The organism is Pseudomonas resinovorans NBRC 106553 (assembly GCF_000412695.1).
Taxonomy (GTDB): domain Bacteria; phylum Pseudomonadota; class Gammaproteobacteria; order Pseudomonadales; family Pseudomonadaceae; genus Metapseudomonas; species Metapseudomonas resinovorans_A.
Genome location: NC_021499.1, coordinates 2240730 through 2264445 on the forward strand (window position 1 = coordinate 2240730; position 23716 = coordinate 2264445).

The 23716-nt window shown below is 65.9% G+C and carries 16 protein-coding genes; 9 read left to right on the forward strand and 7 right to left on the reverse strand.

The window, feature by feature from the left end; genetic code table 11:
- Positions 1–119: 119 nt before the first annotated feature.
- Positions 120–1079: an AAA family ATPase gene (locus PCA10_RS10180; protein ID WP_016491987.1), complete on the reverse strand. Its 960-nt coding sequence runs from the start codon at positions 1077–1079 to the stop codon at positions 120–122.
- Between the two features lie 153 nt (positions 1080–1232).
- Positions 1233–1970: a carbonic anhydrase gene (locus PCA10_RS10185; protein WP_016491988.1), complete on the reverse strand. Its 738-nt coding sequence runs from the start codon at positions 1968–1970 to the stop codon at positions 1233–1235.
- Between the two features lie 350 nt (positions 1971–2320).
- Between PCA10_RS10185 and PCA10_RS10190 the strand changes: the two genes are divergently transcribed.
- Positions 2321–7183, forward strand: a complete 4863-nt coding sequence (locus tag PCA10_RS10190; RefSeq protein WP_016491989.1) for an NAD-glutamate dehydrogenase — start codon at positions 2321–2323, stop codon at positions 7181–7183.
- Between the two features lie 594 nt (positions 7184–7777).
- Here PCA10_RS10190 and PCA10_RS10195 read toward each other — a convergent pair.
- Entirely contained in the window at positions 7778–8995 is a 1218-nt protein-coding gene (locus tag PCA10_RS10195; RefSeq protein WP_016491990.1) for an MFS transporter, read from the reverse strand.
- Positions 8996–9129: 134 nt separating this feature from the next.
- On the opposite strand from PCA10_RS10195, the gene PCA10_RS10200 reads away from it, so the two are divergent.
- The gene (locus PCA10_RS10200) at positions 9130–9903 is read left to right on the forward strand and encodes an AraC family transcriptional regulator (RefSeq protein WP_016491991.1); all 774 of its coding nucleotides are present in this window, start codon (positions 9130–9132) and stop codon (positions 9901–9903) included.
- A gap of 46 nt (positions 9904–9949) precedes the next feature.
- Here the strand turns inward: PCA10_RS10200 and PCA10_RS10205 are convergent, their stop codons facing one another.
- A complete protein-coding gene (locus PCA10_RS10205) occupies positions 9950–10585 on the reverse strand; it encodes a cysteine hydrolase family protein (RefSeq protein WP_016491992.1) in 636 nt (211 codons plus the stop codon).
- A 104-nt stretch (positions 10586–10689) separates the two neighbouring features.
- Here PCA10_RS10205 and PCA10_RS10210 point away from each other — a divergent pair, with 104 nt between their 5' ends.
- Both PCA10_RS10210 and PCA10_RS10215 read left to right on the forward strand, forming a co-directional pair.
- On the forward strand, positions 10690–11226 hold the full coding sequence (locus PCA10_RS10210; RefSeq protein ID WP_016491993.1) for a winged helix-turn-helix transcriptional regulator: 537 nt from the start codon (positions 10690–10692) through the stop codon (positions 11224–11226).
- A 152-nt stretch (positions 11227–11378) separates the two neighbouring features.
- Positions 11379–13202, forward strand: a complete 1824-nt coding sequence (locus tag PCA10_RS10215; RefSeq protein ID WP_016491994.1) for a sensor domain-containing diguanylate cyclase — start codon at positions 11379–11381, stop codon at positions 13200–13202.
- 61 nt (positions 13203–13263) lie between these two features.
- Here the strand turns inward: PCA10_RS10215 and PCA10_RS10220 are convergent, their stop codons facing one another.
- The gene (locus PCA10_RS10220; protein WP_016491995.1) at positions 13264–14139 is read right to left on the reverse strand and encodes a DUF6685 family protein; all 876 of its coding nucleotides are present in this window, start codon (positions 14137–14139) and stop codon (positions 13264–13266) included.
- A gap of 147 nt (positions 14140–14286) precedes the next feature.
- On the opposite strand from PCA10_RS10220, the gene PCA10_RS10225 reads away from it, so the two are divergent.
- Positions 14287–14508 (forward strand): DUF2835 domain-containing protein, encoded by a 222-nt coding sequence (locus PCA10_RS10225; RefSeq protein WP_016491996.1) that lies wholly within the window; start codon positions 14287–14289, stop codon positions 14506–14508.
- Between the two features lie 57 nt (positions 14509–14565).
- Positions 14566–15594, forward strand: a complete 1029-nt coding sequence (locus PCA10_RS10230; RefSeq protein ID WP_016491997.1) for a quinone-dependent dihydroorotate dehydrogenase — start codon at positions 14566–14568, stop codon at positions 15592–15594.
- Positions 15595–15686: 92 nt separating this feature from the next.
- Here PCA10_RS10230 and rmf read toward each other — a convergent pair whose 3' ends face one another.
- The gene (gene rmf, locus PCA10_RS29560; RefSeq protein ID WP_016491998.1) at positions 15687–15902 is read right to left on the reverse strand and encodes a ribosome modulation factor; all 216 of its coding nucleotides are present in this window, start codon (positions 15900–15902) and stop codon (positions 15687–15689) included.
- Between the two features lie 433 nt (positions 15903–16335).
- Here rmf and rlmKL point away from each other — a divergent pair, with 433 nt between their 5' ends.
- Both rlmKL and PCA10_RS10240 read left to right on the forward strand, forming a co-directional pair.
- Positions 16336–18513 (forward strand): bifunctional 23S rRNA (guanine(2069)-N(7))-methyltransferase RlmK/23S rRNA (guanine(2445)-N(2))-methyltransferase RlmL, encoded by a 2178-nt coding sequence (gene rlmKL / locus PCA10_RS10235; RefSeq protein ID WP_016491999.1) that lies wholly within the window; start codon positions 16336–16338, stop codon positions 18511–18513.
- Between the two features lie 152 nt (positions 18514–18665).
- A complete protein-coding gene (locus PCA10_RS10240; RefSeq protein ID WP_016492000.1) occupies positions 18666–21443 on the forward strand; it encodes a sensor domain-containing diguanylate cyclase in 2778 nt (925 codons plus the stop codon).
- A 242-nt stretch (positions 21444–21685) separates the two neighbouring features.
- On the opposite strand, the gene dacB is transcribed toward PCA10_RS10240, so the two are convergent.
- Positions 21686–23143, reverse strand: coding sequence for a D-alanyl-D-alanine carboxypeptidase/D-alanyl-D-alanine endopeptidase (gene dacB, locus PCA10_RS10245; protein ID WP_016492001.1), 1458 nt, complete (start codon positions 23141–23143; stop codon positions 21686–21688).
- Positions 23144–23364: 221 nt separating this feature from the next.
- Here dacB and PCA10_RS10250 point away from each other — a divergent pair, with 221 nt between their 5' ends.
- Positions 23365–23706 (forward strand): YggL 50S ribosome-binding family protein, encoded by a 342-nt coding sequence (locus tag PCA10_RS10250; protein ID WP_016492002.1) that lies wholly within the window; start codon positions 23365–23367, stop codon positions 23704–23706.
- Positions 23707–23716 lie beyond the last annotated feature (10 nt).

Consider the following 23716-nt stretch of genomic DNA (forward strand, 5'->3'; position numbering starts at 1 on the left):
GTCGATCAGCTCGGCCAGGTCGACATGCACCCCTTCCGCGCTGGCGGGCGGGACGATACCGGGGGTGGCGGGCCGGCGCTTCCGGACCCGGAACGTCCAGGCCGCCGTCTTGAGGCGCATCAGGCCACCGCTACCACATCCAGGATGCGCTGGATCACCCGGTCCTGGTCGATGCCGGCGGCTTCCGCTTCGAAGGAGAGGATCAGGCGGTGGCGCAGCACATCGAAGAGCACCGCCTGGATGTCTTCGGGGCTGACGAACTCGCGGCCGGCCATCCAGGCGTGGGCGCGTGCGCAGCGGTCCAGAGCGATGGAACCGCGCGGGCTGGCGCCCCAGGCCAGCCACTCGGCCAGCTCGCTGTCGAACTTGGCCGGGGTGCGGGTGGCCATGACCAGGTGCACCAGGTACTCCTCCACGGCGTCGGCCATGTACATGCCGAGAATCTCCTTGCGTGCGGCGAAGATCGCCTGCTGGCTCACCTGGTGTTCGGCTCGGGTCTCGCCGTGCAGCGCCTCGCCACGGGCCTGCTGGAGGATCTTGCGTTCCACCGAGGCGTCCGGGAAGCCGATGCGCACGTGCATCAGGAAGCGGTCGAGCTGGGCCTCGGGCAGGGGATAGGTGCCTTCCTGCTCGATGGGGTTCTGGGTCGCCATCACCAGGAAGAGTGGCGGCAGCGCATAGGTGGAGCGGCCGATGGACACCTGGCGCTCGGCCATGGCTTCCAGCAGCGCCGATTGCACCTTGGCCGGCGCGCGGTTGATCTCGTCGGCCAGCACCAGGTTGTGGAAGATCGGCCCCTGCTGGAACACGAAGCTGCCGTTCTCCGGGCGATAGATCTCGGTGCCGGTGATGTCGGCGGGCAGCAGGTCGGGGGTGAACTGGATGCGATGGAACTCGGCTTCCACGCCGTCCGCCAGGTCCTTGATGGCCTTGGTCTTGGCCAGCCCGGGTGCGCCTTCGACCAGCAGGTGGCCATCGGCGAGCAGGGCGACCAGCAGGCGGTCGATGAGCTTCTCCTGGCCGAGGATCTGGGTGGAAAGGAAGTTTCGCAGGGCGACTAGCGCTTCACGGTGTTCCATCAATGGACTCGCTCGGATTGGACGGGGAATGCAAAAAGCCCCCAGAGAGGCCCAATACTTTAATCCAAGGAGGGGGGAGCGGCCTAGGAAAGCGCAATGCCGGCGCTGCGGCAAAGAGTGACGGGCCGCGCAAAGGGCGCGACCCGTCCGCCATCAACCGAGCAGTTCGACCTTGCCATCGGCCAGTCGGTACAGGCCGCCCACCAGCTTCAGGCGACCCTCGTCGATCGCGGTCCGGAGTATCTCGGAGCGCTCCTTCACCAGGCGCATGTTATCCAGCACGTTCTGCCTGATGGCGTTGTCCAGCGGGTCGCCGGGCTTGTCGAGGGTGGCCTTGACCGCCGGGGCGATGGCGTCGGCCAGTCGCTGGATATGGCCGGGGAAGCTGGCCTTGTCGCGTACCGCCTTGACCCCGGCTTCCACCGCGCCACAGCCCTCATGGCCGAGCACCATCAGCAGCGGAATGCCGAGCACGGCCACGCCGTACTCGAGGCTGCCCAGGCCATCATCGTTGACCAGGTTGCCGGCCACGCGCACGGCGAAGAGATCGCCACGGCCGGTGTCGAACGCGTACTCCGGGGCGATGCGCGAGTCGGCGCAGCTGAGCACCGCGACGAAGGGGTTCTGCGCCGACACCAGCGCTTCGCGCTCGGCGAGGAAGTCGTGGCGACGGGCGACGCCTTCGATGTAACGGCGGTTGCCCGCCATCAGGCGGTCGAACGCCGCCTGTGGGCTGAGCTGGTTCTCTGGCTTGGGTGGTTCGGCGGGGGATGCCGCCAGTGCGTGGGTGGGCAGCAGCGAGGCGGTCACCGCGGTGGCGACGGTGACACCGGCGAGGCGAAGGAAATCCCGGCGCGCGGGTTGCTCGGCGTGTTCATGGCAGGTGCACATGGGCAGGTGCTCCAGTAAGTGGAGGGAAGCCGAATATAAGGGTGGATAGCCCCGGTTCATGTAGTCCGCAAGTAGGCAACGCCGAATCGGCCGCGTCGGAAGCGGTCGTCGCTGGTCATACGAAAGTGTCGGGCTGGCTGACAGAGATTGACCGAATATGTCGCCCCTCGGAAAGTCTAGACGACATCGCCCTCGTTAAGCTTTCGCGGCAATGGTGACCGCCGGGTCGCAGTTGTCCCCCCGGCCTTTGCCCGGAGCAGGACCGCACTGCCAGATCGACCTGCGGCCCTTGCTCCGCTGCTGAGCGTTCTACGCTTAACCCAACAAAACGAGCCTAGCGGAGCACAACCATGGCGTTCTTCACGGCGGCCAGCAAAGCCGACTTCCAGCACCAACTGCAAGCGGCCCTGGCGCAGCACGTCAGCGAACAGGCATTGCCACAAGTTTCCCTGTTCGCCGAACAATTCTTCGGCATCATCGCGCTTGAGGAGCTGACCCAGCGTCGGCTGTCCGACCTGGTCGGCTGCACCCTCTCGTCCTGGCGCCTGGTGGAACGCTTCGACGCCGCCAGCCCGGAAGTGCGGGTGTTCAACCCCGACTACGAGAAGCACGGCTGGCAGTCCACCCACACCGCCGTCGAAGTGCTGCACCCGGACATCCCCTTCCTGGTGGACTCGGTGCGCATGGAGCTGAACCGTCGCGGCTACAGCATCCATACCCTGCAGAACAACGTCATCAGCGTGCGTCGCAACGCCAAGGGCGAGCTGCAGGAAATCCTGCCCAAGGGCACCCAGGGCAAGGACGTGCGCCAGGAATCGCTGATGTTCCTGGAGATCGACCGTTGCGCCAACAACGGCGCCATGAAGACCCTGGAGAAGGCCCTGCTGGAAGTGCTGGGCGAGGTCCGCGTGGCCGTGGCCGACTTCAAGCCGATGAAGGCCAAGGCCCAGGAGCTGCTGGCCTGGCTGGACAAGGCCAAGCTCAAGGTCGACGGCGACGAGCTGAAGGAAGTGAAGGTGTTCATGGAGTGGCTGCTGGACAACCACTTCACCTTCCTCGGCTACGAGGAATTCACCGTGGCCGACGACAAGAACGGCGGCCACCTGGTCTATGACGAGAAATCCCTGCTGGGTGTTTCAAAGCTGCGTCGCGCCGGCCTGAAGAAGGACGACCTGCACATCGAGGCCGAGGCCCTGAACTACCTGCGCGGGCCCATGCTGCTGTCGTTCGCCAAGGCCGCCGAACCGAGCCGCGTGCACCGCCCGGCCTACCCGGACTTCGTCTCCATCCGCGAGCTGGATGCCAAGGGCAAGGTGATCAAGGAGTGCCGCTTCATGGGCCTCTACACCTCCGCCGTGTATGCCGAGAGCGTCAACCACATCCCCTACATCCGCCACAAGGTGGCCGAGATCCAGCACCGCTCGGGCTTCGCCTCCGGCGCCCACCTGGGCAAGGAACTGGCCCAGGTGCTGGAAGTGCTGCCGCGCGACGACCTGTTCCAGACCCCGGTGGACGACCTCTTCAACACCGCCATGTCCATCGTGCAGATGCAGGAACGCAACAAGATCCGCCTGTTCCTGCGCCGCGACCCCTATGGCCGCTTCGCCTATGCCCTGGCCTACGTGCCGCGCGATGTCTATTCCACCGAGACCCGCCTGAAGATCCAGCAGATCCTGATGGATCGCCTGCAGGCCAGCGACTGCGAGTTCTGGACCTTCTTCTCCGAGTCGGTGCTGGCCCGCGTGCAGTTCATCCTGCGCCTGGACCCGAAGAACAAGCTGCACGTCGATACCGCACTGCTGGAGAAGGAAGTCATCCAGGCCTGCCGTTCCTGGAAGGACGACTACGCCAGCCTGGTCAACGAAAGCTTCGGCGAGGGGCAGGGCACCCGCGTGCTGGCCGACTTCCCGAAAGGCTTCCCGGCCGGCTACCGCGAACGCTTCGCCCCGCACTCGGCGGTGGTGGACATGCAGCACCTGCACAGCCTCTCCGACGAGCGCCCGCTGGTGATGAGCTTCTACCAGCCGCTGGCCCAGGGCGAGCAGCAGCTGCACTGCAAGCTGTACCACGCCGATACCCCGCTGGCCCTGTCCGACGTGCTGCCGATCCTGGAGAACCTCGGCCTGCGCGTGCTGGGTGAGTTCCCCTACCGCCTGGTGCGCCAGGACGGTCGCCAGTACTGGATCCACGACTTCGCCTTCACCAGCGCCCTGGGCGACGAGGTCGACCTCCAGCAACTCAACGACACCCTGCAGGACGCCTTCGTCCACATCGTCGGCGGGCATGCCGAGAACGACGCCTTCAACCGCCTGGTGCTGACCGCCGCCATGCCCTGGCGCGACGTGGCGCTGCTGCGCGCCTACGCCCGCTACCTGAAGCAGATCCGCCTGGGCTTCGACCTGTCCTATATCGCCAGCACCCTGCTCAACCACGCCAATATCGCCAAGGAGCTGGTGCGTCTGTTCAAGACCCGCTTCTACCTCGCGCGCAAGCTGGCGGCGGACGACCTGGAAGACAAGCAGCAGAAGCTCGAACAGGCGATCCTCGGTGAGCTGGACAACGTCGCCGTGCTCAACGAAGACCGCATCCTGCGGCGCTACCTGGACCTGATCAAGGCGACCCTGCGGACCAACTTCTACCAGCCGGACGCTGCTGGCCAGAACAAGTCCTACTTCAGCTTCAAGCTGAGCCCGCGCCAGATTCCGGATATCCCGCGGCCGGTGCCCAAGTTCGAGATCTTCGTCTACTGCCCGCGCGTGGAGGGCGTGCACCTGCGCTTCGGCGACGTGGCCCGTGGCGGCCTGCGCTGGTCCGATCGCGAGGAAGACTTCCGCACCGAAGTGCTGGGGCTGGTGAAGGCGCAGCAGGTGAAGAACGCGGTGATCGTGCCCATGGGCGCCAAGGGCGGCTTCATCCCCCGTCGACTGCCGGTGGGTGGCACCCGCGACGATATCCAGAACGAGGCGATCGCCTGCTACCGCATCTTCATCTCCGGCCTCCTGGACGTCACCGACAACCTAAAGGAAGGCAAGGTGGTACCGCCGGCCAACGTGGTGCGCCACGACGCCGACGACCCTTACCTCGTGGTGGCGGCCGACAAGGGCACCGCGACCTTCTCCGACATCGCCAACGGCATCGCCCAGGACTACGGTTTCTGGCTGGGCGACGCCTTCGCTTCCGGCGGCTCGGCGGGCTACGACCACAAGGGCATGGGCATCACCGCCAAGGGCGGCTGGGTGTCGGTGCAGCGTCACTTCCGCGAGCGCGGCATCGATGTGCAGAAGGATCACGTCACCGTGATCGGCATCGGCGACATGGCCGGCGATGTGTTCGGCAACGGCCTGCTGCTGTCGGACAAGCTGCAGCTGGTGGCCGCCTTCAACCACATGCACATCTTCATCGACCCGAACCCGGACGCCGCCTCCAGCTTCGTCGAACGCAAGCGCCTGTTCGACCTGCCGCGCTCCTCCTGGGCCGACTACGACGCCAAGCTGATCTCCGAGGGCGGCGGCATCTTCCTGCGCAGCGCCAAGAGCATCGCCATCAGCCCGCAGATGCAGCAGCGCTTCGAGATCGAAGCCGACAAGCTGCCGCCCACCGAACTGCTCCACGCGCTGCTGAAGTCGCCGGTGGACCTGCTCTGGAACGGCGGTATCGGCACCTACGTCAAGGCCAGCAGCGAAAGCCATGCCGACGTGGGTGACAAGGCCAACGATGCCCTGCGCGTCGACGGCCGCGAACTGCGTGCCAAGGTGGTGGGCGAGGGCGGCAACCTCGGCATGACCCAGCTGGGCCGCGTCGAGTACGGCCTCAATGGCGGCGCCAGCAACACCGACTTCATCGACAACGCCGGCGGCGTGGACTGCTCGGACCATGAGGTCAACATCAAGATCCTGCTCAACGAAATCGTCGGGGCCGGCGACATGACCGGCAAGCAGCGCAACAAGCTGCTGGCCGAGATGACCGACGACGTGGGCAACCTGGTGCTGGGCAACAACTACAAGCAGACCCAGGCGTTGTCCCTGGCGCAGCGTCGCGCCCGGGAGAAGATCGGCGAGTACAAGCGCCTGATCACCGCACTGGAAGCGGCCGGCAAGCTGGACCGTGGCCTGGAGTTCCTGCCCACCGACGATGAGCTGAACGAGCGCATCGCCGTCGGCCAGGGCCTGACCCGCCCCGAGCTGGCGGTGCTGATCTCCTACAGCAAGATCGACCTGAAGGAGTCGCTGCTCAAGTCGCTGGTTCCGGACGACGACTACCTGGCCCAGGAAATGGAAACCGCGTTCCCGGCGCGCCTGGCCGAGACCTTCGGCGAGTCCATGCGCCGCCATCGCCTGAAACGCGAGATCATCAGTACCCAGATCGCCAACGACCTGGTCAACCACATGGGCATCACCTTCGTGCAGCGCCTGAAGGAGTCCACCGGCATGAGCGCGGCCAATGTGGCCGGCGCCTATGTGGTGGTGCGTGATGTCTTCCGCCTGTCCCACTGGTGGCAGCAGATCGAGGCGCTGGACTACAAGGTCCCGGCCGAACTGCAGCTGACCCTGATGGACGAGCTGATGCGCCTGGGCCGCCGCGCTACCCGTTGGTTCCTGCGCAGCCGCCGCGAGGACCAGAACGCCGCCCGTGACGTCAACCACTTCGCCCCGCGCGTGGAGGCCCTGGCCGGCCGCCTGGACGAGCTGCTCGAAGGCCCGTCCCGCGAGCAGTGGCTGGCACGCTTCCAGTCCTATGTCGAAGCCGGCGCCCCCGAAGAGCTGGCGCGGGTGGTGGCGGGCACCAGCCACTTCTACACCCTGCTGCCGATCATCGAAGCCTCGGACGTCACCGGCAAGGACACGGCCGATGTCGCCGCCGCCTACTTCGCCGTGGGTGGCGCGCTGGACCTGTCCTGGTACCTGCAGCAGATCACCAGCCTGCCGGTGGAGAACAACTGGCAGGCCCTGGCGCGGGAAGCCTTCCGCGACGACCTGGACTGGCAGCAGCGGGCGATCACCATTTCCGTCCTGCAGATGAACGAAGGGCCGGTGGAAATCGAGGAGCGGGTGGCGCTGTGGCTGGATCAGCACCGCGTGCTGGTAGAGCGCTGGAAGGCCATGCTGGTGGAGCTGCGCGCGGCTACCACCACCGACTACGCCATGTACGCGGTGGCCAACCGCGAGCTGATGGACCTGGCGCAAAGCGGCCAGCACGGGGTGTGCATCCTTTGATGGTGTAGGTCCGGTAACTGTTTTGTGCTCTCAGCCCCGCCTTGTGCGGGGCTTTTTTTTAGGTTCATCGCGCGTTTCGGTGGGGAGTCCTGTTCGTGCTGGATCGGCAATTTTGTGTGGTTGCCCGGCCTGGCACCCCGCCAATGGATGCCTCCCTCACCCCCAGCCCCTCTCCCACAGGGAGAAGGGTGACTCGCGCCGGATGGCGCGAAGCAATCCTGTTGCCCATACCAGGCTGAAACGAAGCAGAGAAGATGACGCCGCGCAAACCGCCCCTTCAGGAGGCCGAGCGGAATCGTCGTGGAGGGGGACGAGCGGCATGGATGCCGCGAGAGGTGTGCGGGGCCATGGATGGCCCCTCACGCCGTGCCCCCGGAGCGACGATGCAGGGAGGGAAGTTTGGCGGAGCCAAACCCGGATGTCGGGGCAAGCCTTTTGCTTCCTTTGGGGTGGGCGGCACTCCGTCGACTGCCAAAGGAAGTCGCCCGGGAAGGCGAAACAGAAACCCGCAGCCCAAGCGGAAATGAGCTGAGCACCATTCCAGCGCTAACAGCTCTTCCCGCAGTTTCGTGAAGAACGGTTCTTGGCCCTGACTCACACCCCTTTGGTAGAGGGCAACAGGATGGTCAGTACCCCGAGCAGCGGCAGGAACGAGCACAGCGTGTACACGTACTCGATGCCATGGATATCCGCCAGGTGCCCCAGCAATGCCGCGCCGATGCCGCCGAAGCCGAACATCAGGCCGAAGAACAGCCCGGCGATCATGCCGACGTTGCCCGGCACCAGTTCCTGGGCGAACACCACGATGGCGGAGAACGCCGAGGCGAGGATGAAGCCGATGATCATGCTCAGCACGCCGGTCCAGAACAGGTCGACATAGGGCAGGGCCAGGGTGAAGGGCGCCACGCCGAGGATGGAGAACCAGATCACCGCCTTGCGGCCGATGCGGTCGCCGATCGGGCCGCCGAAGAAGGTGCCGGCGGCCACCGCGCCGAGGAACAGGAACAGGTGCAGCTGGGAGCTGGCGACCGACAGGTCGAAGCGTTCGATCAGGTAGAAGGTGAAGTAGCTGGTGAAGCTGGCCATGTAGAAGTACTTGGAGAACACCAGTAGCGCCAGTACCACCAGGGCGAAGGTCACGCGCTTTTGGGAGAGGCCGTGGGTCGCCTTGGTGCCCTGCTTGAGCTTGAACAGGTCCAGGTGGTTGCGGTACCAGCGGCTCAGGCCATAGAGCACCACGATGGCGAAGACCGCGAACAGGCCGAACCAGGCGACGCTGCCCTGTCCGTAGGGAATCACGATGGCCGCCGCCAGCAGCGGGCCGAAGGCGCTGCCGGCGTTGCCGCCGACCTGGAAGGTCGACTGGGCCAGGCCGTAGCGCCCGCCCGAGGCCAGGCGCGCGATGCGCGAGGCCTCCGGGTGGAAGGTCGACGAGCCTATGCCCACCAGCGCCGAGGCCAGGAGGATCGCCGGGAAACTGCCGACGAAGGCCAGCATCAGGATGCCCGCCAGGGTGCACAGCGAGCCCACCGGCAACAGCCAGGGCTTGGGGTGGCGGTCGGTGTGGTAGCCGACCCAGGGTTGCAGCAAGGACGCGGTCAGCTGGAAGGTCAGGGTGATCAGGCCCACCTGGGTAAAGGTCAGGCCATAGCTTTCCTTGAGCATCGGGTAGATCGAGGGCAGCACTGCCTGGATCAGGTCGTTGATCAGGTGGGCCAGGGCGCAGGCGCCGATGACGCGCATGACCAGCGGGCTGGCCTGGCTGGCGACCGAGGGTGAGGCCAAGGGTGAGGCGGTGGAACTGATGGACATGGCGGATCTTCCGGACAAGAACAACGCGTCCGGCAGCGGTGCGTTGTTCGATTTCAGAGGTGGGGGCTATCCTAGGGTCCGCAAATTCTCCTGTCTCGCGAGATTCGGGAGACAACTATCGCAAAAAGGGCGAAATGATCAGGCCACTGAACGAAATCGTCGTCGAGATCGATGAAGCCGACTGGATGCTCAGCGTCAGTGCGACCGACTACCCGGATGGCTGGCGGGTCGCGCCCCACTGCCACAACAAGCACCAGTTGATCTACGCCATCGAGGGCGTGATGGTGGTGCACTCCGAATCGACCCAGTGGACGGTGCCGCCGAGTCGCGGCATCTGGATGCCGACCGGGCAGGTCCATGCCATTCGTTGTGTGAGCCCGGTGAAGATGCGCAGCGTGTTCGTCCGGCCCGACCGTGCGCTGGACATGCCCGCCGAATCCAAGGCCGTGAGTATTTCGCCCCTGCTGCGCGAATTGATCCAGGTCTCCACCGACATTGCCGAGCCCTACGAACAGGACTCCCGCGAGGCCAGGGTGATGAACCTGATCCTGGACGAACTGAAGATCCTGCCGACCTTGCCGCTGCACTTGCCGCAGCCGGCGGATGCCCGCATCAGGAGCATTTGCTCGACGCTGCAGGAAGATCCCGGCGACGGCTCGACGCTGGCGGACTGGAGCGCGCGGCTGAATCTCGACGAGAAGACCATCCAGCGGCTGTTCCAGAAGGAAGCGGGGATGACCTTTGGCCAATGGCGCCAGCAGGCTCGGTTGCTGCTGGCGCTGGAACGCATTGCGCTGGGCGAGAAGATCATCGATGTCGCTGGCGAACTCGGCTACGAAAGCCCGAGCGCCTTCACCACCATGTTCAAGAAGCAGTTCGGCACGACCCCGAGCAAGTTCTTCGACTAAGGCCAGCCCATTGCCCTCTGGGGCGCCGCTACCGAGGGTTTCCCTCTCAGTCGCCTTGCCCGGCAGCCGGCCCGCCGAGGTTGGCTATGAGTTCGTCGGTGCTCAGGATGGCGTGGGCGAAGGTCGGGCCGTTCAGCTCGTGGGCGGCGTGCATCATGTCCTGGCGGAAGGCGGCGGTCGCATCGCGCACCAGGGTGACGTGGTAGCCGAGTTCCGCGGCAAAACGGGCGGTCGCTTCGATGCAGGTGTTTGCCAGTAGCCCGACGATGATGACGTGGCTGATGCCCTTCTGCTTGAGGCGAAAGTCCAGGTCGGTGTTGGCGAATCCGCTTGCGCCCCAGTGCTCGGCAACGATGGTGTCGCCTTCCTTGGGCGCGAAGTCGGGGTGCCATTCGCCGCCCCATTCACCCCGTGCGAAGTGATGGCCATGCATGATCTTGCACTGGGTGGGCGTCGGGTGGTCCCAGTCCTGGTAGTCGCCCGCTTCCCAGCGCCGATGGGGCACGATGAACACCGGGATGCCTCGGGCGCGGACGGCGCGGTCGAGCGCTCGCAGGTTGTCGAGCAGGCCGACATCGGTGGCGATGGGCTCGATGAGGGGATAGATCCTGCCGCCTTCCGAGAGGAAGTCGTTGTAGGGATCGACCAGCAGGTAGGCGGTTCTGTCGATGGGGTAGGACATGCTGTGGGCCTCGCGAGTGGGGGGGGACCTGTGCTCCGTGGTTTGACTTCGTCCGATATTGCTATGAAAATCATATCAACAAATTCCGCTCAGGGAAGCCCTCCATGTCCAGCCAGAAGAAAACCTGCGAAACCCTGTGCCCGGTCGCCCGTGCCGAAGAGGTGGTGGGTGATCGCTGGACGGTGCTGGTGCTGCGTGAGTTGTTCATGGGTACCCGCCGCTTCGACGAGATCCAGGCGCAGACCGGTGGAACCCCGCAGATGATCGCTACACGCCTGAAGCAGTTGGAGGCGGATGGCCTGCTGCTGCGCCTGCCCTACAGCAAGCGGCCGCTGCGCTACGACTATCAGCTTAGCGAGAAGGGCGAAGCCTTCTACCCTGTTCTGCTTGCGCTGCGGGCCTGGGGCGAGCAGTGGTGCAAGGCGCCGGAGGAGGGGCTGGCGGTGCGCTTCGTGCACACGCGCTGCGGGCTGCCCGCCGGCCTCGGACCGCTGTGCGAGGGCTGCGGCGAACCCCTGGTGCGCGATGAGCTGGCGGGCGAGGAGAGCCCCGCCTATGCCCGCGAGCGTGCGGAGCGGCGTGAGTCGTTCAGGGCCGCACGAGGGGGGGGCGGCACGGCGTCGGCGGAGAAGGGTGACTAGCCGACCCATGCAGCTTTGCGGGGGTGAATCCTGCTCTTGTAGACTTTCGGACCCTTACGGCCGGTAGCACGCGCCTGCTCCGGTCACATCCGCCAATCTCTCGGCCTTCGCTGGTTTCTAGTCCCATGCACGCATACCGCACTTGTCGGCAGATGATCTCCTGGCTCCTGTTGGCCGTGGCCCTGCAGGCGCTGCCCGCCTGGTCGGCCGGGCAGGCACTCGATGTCGCCACCGTGGCGAGCGAGCCCCTGACCTTGACCCAGGTGGTTTCGGTGCTGGAAGACCCCGAACGAAGCCTGACCCTGGCGGACGTGCAGTCGGCCGAATGGGCGTCGCGCTTCACGACGGACCAGCCGCCCGGCAGCGCGCTGGCGCTTGGGTTTACGCGCTCGGCCTTCTGGTTGCGCCTGCCGCTGCGCAACTCCAGCGATAGACCGGTACAGCGCCTGCTGGTGGTGGAGAACCCGCGCATCTCCCATGTCCAGGTGCATATCCCGGATGCCCAGGGCACCTACCGCGCCATCTCTACCGGCTGTGACACGCCGTCTTCCACCCGGGTGTATCCCAATCGCAACTTCGTTTTCCCGCTGACGCTGCCGGCCGGCTCCGAGCAGGTGCTGTACCTGCGTGTGGAATCGAGCATCGGTCTGCTGGTTCCGTTGCAGCTGTGGTCCCCGCAAGCCTTTCACGCCTATGAGCGCGACGACTACGTGGGCAAGGCGTGGTACTTCGGCATCGCCACGGCGATGATCCTGTTCAACCTGATGCTGTTGGTGGCCCTGCGCGACCGCGTCTACCTGCTCTATGTGATCTTCGCGGCGTGCACGGTGTTCGCGCTGGCGATCAAGAACGGGCTGGCCCCCGAGTCGCCATGGCTGGGCCTGCTGTTGAATTCGAACGTGGCCTACTACTCGGGTGTTTCGCTGACCCTGGCGGCCATGCTGATGTTCACCCGGCGCATGTTGCATACCGATCAGGTCGTTCCCCGTCTCGATCGACTGTTGCTGGGGCTGGTGGCGCTGTACCTGGTGACACCGTTGCTTTACGTCGTCGCGCTGCCGGTGTTTTCCCGCGTCGCGATCCTGCTGAACCTGGCCACCGCGGTGATCACCCTGGGGGTGGCGCTGGTCTGCGCGTTCAAGCGCCAGCGCAGCGCCTACTTCTTCCTGGCGGCCTTCGCCTTGCTGATGCTGGGCGGCGCCATGACCACGCTGCGGGCCATGGGCCTGGTCCCCACCAATATGTTCACCGTGGATGGCCTCCAGCTGGGCTCGGCCATGGAAATGATCGTGCTGGCCTTCGCCTTGGCGGACCGCTACAACGTCATGCGCCGGGACAAGGCCAGGGTCCAGGAGGAACTGCTCCGGGCCCAGCAGCAGCTGGTGGATAGCCTCAAGACCTCCGAGCGCGAGCTGGAGCTGCGTGTGGCACAACGCACCGATGAGCTGCAGGTGCTCAACGCCAGGCTCGAGGCCCTGAGCCTGACGGATGCCCTGACCGGCATCGCCAACCGCCGTCACTTCGACCAGGTGCTGGCGCAGGAATGGGGACGCGCCCAGCGCATCGGCGAGCCCCTGGCCCTGGCGATCCTCGATGTGGATTGGTTCAAGCACTACAACGACCACTACGGTCACCCGGCGGGCGACAGCTGCCTGCGCCAGATCGCGCAAGCCCTGGCGGCCACCGTCTGCCGCTCCGGCGACCTGGTGGCCCGCTACGGTGGCGAGGAGTTCGTGTTTCTCGCGCCCATGACCGATGCGGCCGGTGCCCAGGGGATCGCGCGCAAGCTGGTGCAGGCGGTCGCGGAGTTGGCCCTGCCCCATGCGCAATCGCCCATGGGGCATGTCACTGTCAGTATTGGCGTCGCAGCCATGCAGCCGGGGCCGGCGGGCTCTCCCGGGCTGTTGTTGCAGCGTGCCGACGCGGCGCTTTACCAGGCCAAGAAGCGTGGGCGCAGTCGGGTCGAGTGTGAGTAGGGTCCGGCTGGGAAGGGGGCGATCCTGCGCTGGCGATTCTCGCCGGCGTGATGGGTGAGCTTCAGGCCAGCGTCTGCAGGTAGGTCACCACATCCGCCGCGCCGGCCAGGCGCAGGCCTTCGCCCAGCGCGGTGGCGTCGGCGTGCTTCTTGGGCAGCAGGATGAACTCCGGGGCGCCGGAATTGCGCAGGAAGGTCAGGCGCGAATAGGGGATGCCGCCATCCAGCAGCAGGCCCATGAAGGCCGGGTCGCTCCAGGCCTGCACCGGCATGGCCAGCATGTGGTAACGGTCGTCCAGCCGCTCCAGGCCAGCGACATCGAGGCGGTAGTCGGTGACTTCCGCAGGCAGGGTGGCTTCGAGTTCGCGCAAGCGCGCATAGGCGATGGAGGCGGCGAAGGCCTCCACATGCTGGTCACCGCTCCAGAACACCCGCTTGCCGTGCCAGTCGGCGCGGTAGAGGCTGATCGGCGCGCCGGCGAGGAAGCGCGGCAGCGGCAGGCTGATGGCCTTGATGAAATCCTTGTAGCTGATGATCCGAACCTTGCGGCTGTGCAGGCCGGCCAGGTAGTCCTCGAAGCTGGGGGAGGGCGGCGGCTCGTGGTCGTTGCCGCAGAGGCCGTCCACCTGGCGCAGGTCGAAGCTGGAGAGGCGCTGCTCGCTGCGTTTGACCACGCCGATCAGCACGGCATGGGCCTCGGCCTTGTCTTCCTGGACGGGGCCGGACAGGGCGCCGCGCGGCAGCTCGACCAGGCGCTGCAAGGGAGGGCCGGCTTGCCACCAGATGGAGGCTTCGGTTTTTGGCAATTGCTGGAAAGGCAGGCGCAGCTGGCTGGCTCGTTCGAATATCCGACGCGGCGCCTTGCCGAGGCCCAATCGCTGGGCGAAGGCGGCGAGGCGGGCGCTCAAGGGTGGAGGTGGTGGCTGCATCTGACTCATGGCCTGAATACTCCCCGGTCACGGTTGGCAGTCTGGCAGAGGGTTGGCGGCCGCGCACGCGGGGCGCCGCACAATTCCGCTTGGCGGGGAAGGAGAACGAACGGACGGTGTGGCAGAATTCCGAACTTCATTGTCGAGGGTGCCTCCATGCCCAGCCTGGTGCTGGAAATTTCCCTGACTGCCGATGAATTCCTGGCAGTCTATCAAGGTCGGGCCAACCGCGTGCTGCTGCGCAGCCGGGACGGCCGCAAGGTCAGCCTGCCGGCCCATCACCTGCGCCCCCACCTGGGCCACGGGGGTGTGCGCGGCACTTTCCAGCTGGATTTCTCCGCCGACGGCCAGCTTCTCAGCCTCCGGCGCCTCGCTTGACGGGGGCGGCGCAGCTATAATCGCCGGCCCATACCGCCGATCGATACCCGACCGACCATGTACAAGCTGGCCCGCGAGCTGCTCTTCTCCCTGTCCCCGGAAACTTCCCACGAACTGTCCATCGACCTGATCGGGGCAGGGGGCCGTCTCGGTCTCAACCGCCTGCTGACCAAGACGCCGGCGAGCCTGCCGGTGAAGGTGATGGGGCTGGAGTTCCCCAACCCGGTGGGCCTGGCCGCTGGCCTGGACAAGAACGGCGACGCCATCGACGGCTTCGCCCAGCTGGGTTTCGGCTTCGTCGAGATCGGCACCGTGACGCCGCGTCCGCAGCCGGGCAATCCCAAGCCGCGCCTGTTCCGCCTGCCCGAGGCCGAAGCCATCATCAACCGCATGGGCTTCAACAACCAGGGCGTCGACCACCTGCTGGCACGGGTGCGCGCGGCCAAGTACGACGGCGTGCTGGGGATCAATATCGGCAAGAACTTCGACACCCCGGTCGAGCGCGCGGTGGACGACTACCTGATCTGCCTGGACAAGGTCTATGCCCATGCCAGCTACGTGACGGTCAACGTCAGCTCGCCCAACACCCCTGGCCTGCGCAGCCTGCAGTTCGGCGATTCGCTGAAGCAACTGCTGGATGCCCTGCGCGTTCGCCAGGAGAGCCTGGCCGCCCAGCATGGCCGGCGCGTGCCGCTGGCGATCAAGATCGCCCCGGACATGAGCGACGAAGAGACCGTCCTGGTGGCCAAGGCGCTGCTGGAGTCCGGCATGGACGCGGTGATCGCCACCAACACCACCCTTGGCCGTGAAGGCGTCGAAGGGCTGCCCTACGGCGACGAGGCCGGTGGCCTGTCGGGTGCGCCGGTGCGCGACAAGAGCACCAACACGGTGAAGGTGCTGGCCGGCGAACTGGCCGGGCGCCTGCCGATCATCGCGGTAGGTGGTATCACCGAGGGCCGCCATGCAGCGGAGAAGATCGCCGCCGGCGCTAGCCTGGTGCAGATCTACTCGGGGTTCATCTACAAGGGGCCGGCGCTGATTCGCGAGGCGGTGGATGCCATCGCCGGGCTGCCCGGCAACAACTGAGGGGCAATAAAAAGGGCTCCCTCTTGGGAGCCCCTGGGCTTACGCCCGCCGCCCGGATGGGGCGTGCTTGATGAAGTCGGAGTGATCCAGTCTCAGCCGACGGCGTGGAGTTCGTTTAGGCGGTGAATACCGGCTGTGCCGGTGAGGCCATCCCAGTTGTCGCCACGGCCCTCGCGCCAACCGTTGATCCAGGCTTGCCGTGTGGTGGGATGGGTGAAAGGACAAAGATCGCGGGATTTGCCATTGATGCCGTGCTGATAGCCGCGCAAGAATGCTCGTTCCATCGGATCACGCTTAAGTCTTCTCATAGGGTGTAGCCCTCATTTGTTGACTGTTATGTCCATTGGTTCCAATGGCGGAACCCGGCAGAAAATGCTCTGCCTTCGAAGGCTCGTTGCCGGCGTGACGAGCCTTCAACCACTGCCATTGCGGCGGCGGATTAAGCTGAGTTCTAACCAATGCCCCTTGGCCTGTGAATGATCGTTTTGTCATAAGGGCGTAACTAATGGGGCGTAACGGCCATAAGCTGTAGGAAACGTTTTTAGCCACTTTTCGGTCTAAGCCCCGTGGCTTGGGGGTCGGCCAGATCAATGATGTCGTAGTGCTACTTCATCTGGCGCACAAATTGGAAGCTTTTCCATTCCGACGAAGGGCCGTTCCGCGACCTTACGTCACACATTCTGTTACCGCACAGGCTAATTCCTGTGCCGCTGATCGCCTCTGAAGGCCCTGGATTTTCCCATGTCGGACTGCTACGAACTTTTCCTCACCTGCCCGAAGAGCCTCGAGGGCCTGCTGGTCGAAGAGGCCACGCAACTCGGCTTGCAGGAGGTGCGCGAGCAGGTCGCCGTGGTTCGCGGCCAGGGTGACCTGGAAACCGCCTACCGCCTCTGCCTCTGGTCGCGCCTGGCCAACCGCGTGCTGCTGGTACTGGCGCGCTTCCCGGTGCAGAACGCCGAGGACCTGTACCAGGGCGTGCTGGCGGTGGACTGGCACGATCACCTGATGTCCAGCGGTAGCCTCGCCGTGGAGTTCAGCGGCCATGGTTCCGGCATCGACAACACCCACTTCGGCGCGCTCAAGGTCAAGGACGCGGTGGTGGACAAGCTGCGCACCGCCGATGGCGTGCGCCCCTCGATCGACAAGGTCAATCCGGACCTGCGTATCCACCTGCGCCTGGAGAAGGGCGAGGCGATCCTGTCCCTCGACCTCGCCGGCCACAGCCTGCACCAGCGTGGCTACCGCCTGCAGCAGGGCGCCGCGCCGCTGAAGGAAAACCTCGCCGCGGCCATCCTGATTCGCGCCGGCTGGCCGCGCATCGCCGCCGAGGGCGGGGCATTGGCCGACCCGATGTGCGGCGTCGGTACCTTCCTGGTGGAGGCGGCGATGATGGCCGCCGACATGGCCCCCAACCTCAAGCGTGAGCGCTGGGGCTTCTCCAACTGGCTGGGACACGTGCCCGCGCTGTGGAAGAAGCTCCACGAGGAAGCCCGCGCCCGCGCCGACGCCGGCCTGGCCAAGCCGCCGCTGTGGATCCGTGGTTACGAGGGTGACCCGCGCCTGATCCAGCCGGGGCGCAACAACATCGAGCGTGCGGGCCTGGGCGACTGGGTGAAGATCTACCAGGGCGAACTGGCCACCTTCGAGCCACGCCCGGACCAGAACCAGAAGGGCCTGGTGGTCAGCAACCCGCCCTATGGCGAGCGCCTGGGCGACGAAGCCAGCCTGCTGTACCTCTACCAGAACCTCGGTGAACGCCTGCGCCAGGCGTGCCTGGGCTGGGAAGCGGCGGTTTTCACCGGCGCGCCCGAACTGGGCAAGCGCATGGGCATTCGCAGTCACAAGCAGTACGCCTTCTGGAACGGCGCCCTGGCGTGCAAGCTGTTGCTGCTCAAGGTGCTGCCCGAGCAGTTCGTCACCGGCGAACGCCGCGCGGCCGGCGACGAGTCGCGCAGCGCCCCGCAGAACGAGCCGGCGCGCCTGTCCGAAGGCGGCCAGATGTTCGCCAACCGCCTGCAGAAGAACCTCAAGCAGTTGGGCAAGTGGGCGCGCAAGGAAGGCATCCAGTGCTATCGCCTGTATGACGCCGACATGCCGGAGTACGCCCTGGCCATCGATCTCTATGGCGACCGCGTGCACGTGCAGGAATATGCGCCGCCGCGCTCCATCGATCCGGAGAAGGCCCAGGCACGTCTGCTCGACGCCCTGGCGGCGATTCCCCAGGCGCTGGACGTGGACCCGGCCAATGTGGTGGTCAAGCGTCGCGAGCGCCAGAGCGGCACCCGCCAGTACGAGCGCCAGGGCAGCGAGGGGCGCTTCCTCGAGGTCGTCGAAGGTGGCGTGAAGCTGCTGGTGAACCTCACCGACTACCTGGATACCGGCCTGTTCCTCGACCACCGCCCGATGCGCATGCGCATCCAGCGCGAGGCCGCCGGCAAGCGTTTCCTCAACCTCTTCTGCTACACCGCCACCGCCAGCGTGCATGCGGCCAAGGGCGGCGCCCGCAGCACCACCAGCGTCGACCTTTCCAAGACCTACCTGGACTGGGCGCGACGCAACCTGTCGCTGAACGGCTTCTCCGACAAGCACAAGCTGCAACAGGGCGACGTGATGGCCTGGCTGGCGGAGGATCGCGGCGAATACGACATGATCTTCATCGACCCGCCGACCTTCTCCAACTCCAAGCGCATGGAAGGGGTGTTCGACGTACAGCGCGACCAGGTCCAGCTGCTGGATCTGGCCATGGCGCGCCTGGCGCCTGGCGGCGTGCTGTATTTCTCCAACAACTTCCGCAAGTTCGAGCTGGACGAGGGCCTGGCCGCCCGTTATGCGGTGACCGAGATCAGCGCCGAGACCATCGATCCGGACTTCGCCCGTAACACCAAGATCCACCGTGCCTGGAGGCTGGCCACGCGCTGATTCGCGCGCGGCTGTTCGCCGGCGGCTCCAACCGTCCGGCGATTGCCATGGACGGTCGGCTGGCGGGTACGGCTTCTAGGCAAAGTGCCACTATCTGGCTATGTTGATGCTCACAGGGACGGTATTTCCACACCCAGATTCGAGTAGTGAGCATGCAGTCGCTTGCCAAGGAAAAACTGAACCTGTCGGCATTGCTATCCGGCCGCCCGTTGGTGTGGCTGGTGTGCCTGTTGACCCTTTTCGGCGGGATAGCGCTCACGCTGCTGCTCAGCCAGGCGGTGCGCAGCACTGAGCAGGCGCAAGTGCGCGAACGCTTCAACCTGGCCGCCACCGAGCGCATCAGTCGCATCCAGGAGCGTCTGGACGGACAGCTCAGGGAGCTGGATGCGGTCCGGCGTTTCTTCGGCAATTCCTATGAAGTCAGCCCCGAAGAGTTCCAGGGCTTCGTTGGCCCGCTGCTGGGCGACACCCTGGTCTACTCCTGGGTGCCGCGCGTGGCCGGCCCCGAGCGGGAGGCGTTCGAGGCCCGCGCCCGTGCCGAGGGCATGGCCGGATTCAGCATCCGCGAAATGCAGGGCGATGGCCTGGTGCCCAGCCGGCCCCGGGCCGAGTACTTCCCGGTCTACTACAGCGTGACCACGCGCATCGACCCGGTGCCCCTGGGGCTGGATCTGAACTCCAACCCAGAGCGGCGCGCGGCCATCCTCCGGGCACGAAAGACCCACGACGTCAGCGTCACCGAGCGGGTGCGGGTGATCGGCGCGGCGGAGGGCGAGCGCTACGGCGTGGTGCTGGTGGCGCCGGTCTATGCGGGCAATGCGGACGATGACGCCCACCTGCGTGGCCTGGTCGTGGCGGTGCTCAACATGGACCTGGAGATGGAGGCCGCCATCACCCCGCACAACCTGAAAAGCCTGGTGATGCGGGTCAGCGACATCGGCGCGGATGGCCAGCAAACCCTGATCTACCAGAGTGCCGAGGTACCCCGGAGCGAGCTGCTGCAGCGCCGCATGGTGCCCTTCGGCGATCGCCAGTACTTGCTGGAGGTGATGCCCAGCGCGGCCTTCCTCGCCGGCCCCGTGCTATCCACCGCGAGCCTGGTAGCCATCAGCGGGACCGCCTTCACCCTGCTGTTGGCCGGCTACCTGCTGCTGCTGGTCAACCAGCGGCAGAACGCCCTGGCCCTGGTAGCCGAACGAACCCTGGAGCTGCGCGAGCGGGAGATCGAGCTGCAGTTCAGCGAGGAGCGCTGGAGCTTCGCCCTGGATGGTGCCGGACATGGCGTCTGGGACTGGGAACCGGAGTCCGGGCGGGTGTTCATCTCCCGTGGCTGGAAGACCATGCTCGGCTACGCGGAGAACGAGGTGGACGACACCGCCGAGGCGCGCGTCCGGTTGATTCACCCCCAGGACCTGCCCCAGGCCCGGGCCGAGCTGGCCCTCCACCTGCGCGGCGCCAGCCCGGTCTATCAGAGTCAGCACCGCATGCTGCACAAGGACGGCCGTTGGGTCTGGGTGCTGGACCGCGGCAAGGTGGTGGCGCGGGGCCCCGATGGCCTGGCGCTGCGCATGATCGGTACCCAGACCGACATCAGTTCGAGCAAGGCGGTGGAGCTGCAACTGGCCATGGCCCATGGCCAGTTGCGCAGCCTGCTCAATGCCGCGACCCAGGTATCCATCGTCAGCACCGATCTGCGTGGTGCCATCCTCCAGTTCAATGTCGGCGCCGAGCGCATGTTCGGTTATCGCGCCCTGGAGATGATCGGTCGTCACCCGGAAGTCCTGCATGTGGAGAGCGAGGTACGGGCGCGCTGCATCGAGCTGGGGCGGCGCCTCGGCAAATCGGTGCCCGACTTCCAGGCCTACGTGGAGGAGGTCACCCGTGGCGACCGCTTCGACGAACGCGAGTGGACCCTGCAGCGCCGCGATGGCAGCCAACTGGTCTGCAGCCTGATCCTCACCGGGGTGCGCGATGAACGTGAAGTGCTGGTGGGGTACCTCGGCGTGGCCATCGACGTCACCGAGCGCAAGCTGATTCAGCAGGCGCTGGAGGAGCGCGACCGGTTGCTGGAAAAACTCAGCGCGCGGGTGCCGGGCGTGCTCTACCAGTTCCGCATGTCCGCGGACGGGCATTTCAGCTTCCCCTATACCAGCGCCGGGATACTCGAGGTCTTCGAAGTCACGCCGGAGGTGGTGCGGGACGACGCCCGTGGGCTGCTGGAACGTATCCACCCCGACGACCAGGAGCGGGTGCAGGCTTCCATTCGACGCTCCGGCGAGATGCTTACCGCCTGGCGCGAGGACTTTCGCATTCTGCTGCCGCGCCAGGGCCTGCGCTGGCTACGTGGTGAATCGGTGCCCGAGCGCGGCGAGGACGGCGCGCTGCTGTGGCACGGTTACATCACCGATATCACCGGCCTGAAGCTGGTGGAGCAGGAGTTGCGCGCACTGTCCGTCACCGACGCCCTCACCGGGGTCTACAACCGGCGCTATTTCCAGGAGCGCCTGGACCTGGAGATCGCCCGTGCCGAACGCCGCGAAGGTCCGCTGGCGCTGGTGATGCTGGATGTCGACCACTTCAAGCAGATCAACGACTGCCACGGCCACGAGGCGGGCGACCGGGTGCTCAAGACCCTGTGCCTGCGCGTGGGTGAGCGCCTGCGGCGGATCGACGTGCTGTGCCGGCTGGGGGGCGAGGAGTTCGTCGTGCTGTGCCCGGACACCAACGTCGACCAGGCTTTCCAGGTGGCCCAGGCGCTGTTGCAGGCATTGACGCGGGAGGATGTGGCGGGCGTGGGGCGGGTCACCGCCAGCTTCGGTTGTGCCGCCTGGCGTGACGGGGAGAATGCCGACGACCTGTTGCGGCGCGTGGACGCCGCGGTCTACGCGGCCAAGCAGGGTGGGCGTGACCAGATCCGTATCTCGGATTGAGTTACAGGAGTTGTAGCGGCGAATTCATTCGAACTTGGGGAGCTACGTCCTTGGGACGTGGTCATGAGTCATCGGCTCTGCCTGTGACGGTTGAGCTGCCTGGCTATCAGGATGACATTCGTAGGATGTGGTTGAGCGAAGCGATACCCATCAGCTTCCACGGACAGCATGGGTATCGCTTCGCTCGACCCATCCTACGTTGCTGAGGACATGGCCGCCCGCTAGGGGCGGCCAGTCCGGGCTCAGTTGGCGTTGGCGACGCTCTTGGGCTGGCGGTAGAGGTCCACCAGCACCTGATCGAGGATCGACGAAGCCCCCCAGGGGCGCGGGTCGTTGAGGATGGCCACGACGGCCCAGCTGTTGCCGTTGCTGTCGCGGCTGAAGCCGGCGATGGCGCGGACGGTGTTCAGGGTGCCGGTCTTGATGTGGGCCTCGCCTTCCAGCGCCGTGCGTTTCAGGCGCTTGCGCATGGTGCCGTCCATCGCCACCAGCGGCAGCGAGGAAATGAACTCGGCGGAGTAGGGGCTGTGCCAGGCGGCCTGGAGGATGGCGGCCATTTCACGGGCGCTGACCCGCTCGTTGCGCGACAGGCCGGAGCCGTTCTCCATCACCAGGTGCGGCGCGGTGATGCCCTTCTTGGCCAGCCAGTCGCGGATCACCCGCTGGGCGGCCTTGGCGTCATCACCGTCGGCGCTGGTGCGGAAACGCGCGCCGATGCTGAGGAACAGCTGCTGGGCCATGGTGTTGTTGCTGTACTTGTTGATGTCGCGGATCACTTCCACGAGGTCGGGCGAGAAGGCGCGCGCCAGCAGCTTGGCGTCCTTGGGTACCTCGCCGAGACGGTCCTTGCCGTCGATGCTGCCGCCCAGTTCCTTCCAGAAACTGCGCACGGCACCGGCGGCGTAGGCGGGATGGTCGAGCAGCGACATGTAGGTCTGCGCGCTGCAACCTTCCGGCAGCTTGCCGCTGGCGATCAAAGTGGTGCCGTCGAACTGGGTCACCGGGTTGTAGCGTACGTCCGGCCAGGCCGGGCACTTGGCGGCCTTGGTCACCTGCACCTTGTTGTCGATGCGGATGCTTTCGATCGGCGGTTCCATGGCCAGGTTGACTTTGCCACCTTCGGCGCGGGCGATCAGGCGTACCGCCTTGAGGTTGACCAGGAGCGAGTCCGGCCCCACCAGGAAGGGCTTGTTGTGGTCGCCGCCGTCATCGTTGAAGGCCGGCAGCTGCGGATGAACGAAGTAGCCGCGGTCCAGCACCAGGTCGCCGGTGATCTGGCGGACGCCGTTGGCGCGCAGGTCGCGCATCAGCAGCCAGAGCTTCTCCATGTTCAGCTTCGGATCGCCGCCACCCTTGAGGTAGAGGTTGCCGTTGAGCACGCCGTTCTTCAGCGGGCCGTCGGCATAGAACTCGGTCTTCCACTGGTAGGTGGGGCCGAGCAGCTCGAGGGCGGCGAAGGTGGTGATCAGCTTCATGGTGGAGGCCGGGTTCACCGACAGGTCGGCGTTGACCAGGGTCTGGGCGCCCGGGCCGGTGAGCGGCAGGGTCACCAGGGACAGCGAATTGGCGGGAATCTTGTTGGCGGTCAGCGCCTTCTGCACCTTGGCCGGCAGGCTGGTGTTGACCTGGGCGGCATGCAGGGGCAGGGCGCAGGGCAGGATCAGGGCGGTGAGCGCGAGGGTACGGATGGACTTGAGCATCAAGGCTTGCCCTCCAGGCGAGGGCGGGTAACGAAAACGGTCGGCATGGCAGCTGTTCCCATGAGGGTTCAGGAAATCGGCGCATTATGCCGCAAGCCTTCCCGTGCTGCGCGAGTTCGCTGTTCATTTCGTCCGCCAGGGGCCGCTCGAACGGCTTCGGACGGGCAAGTTGCGGCGGAAACTGGTAGAGTGCGGCCCGTCATTTACCGAGGAACTGCCACATGGCCACCAATCGCTCCCGCCGCCTGCGCAAGAAACTGTGCGTCGACGAATTCCAGGAACTGGGTTTCGAGCTCACCCTCAACTACAAAGAGGGCGTTGACCCGGAAGCGGCTTCGGCATTCTTCGATCGTTTCATCGAGGAAGCAGTCGAGGGTAACGGCCTGGGCTTCATCGGCTCCGAAGAATACGGCTTCGTCTGCCTCGGCAAGCGTGGCTCGGTGACCGCCGAGCAGCGCAGCCAGGTCGAAGCCTGGCTGCAGAAAGGCCACGCCGAAGTGGCGGCCTTCACCGTCAGCCAGCTGCTGGACGTGTGGTACCCGGAGAACTCCGTCAACGCTTGACGGATTCACC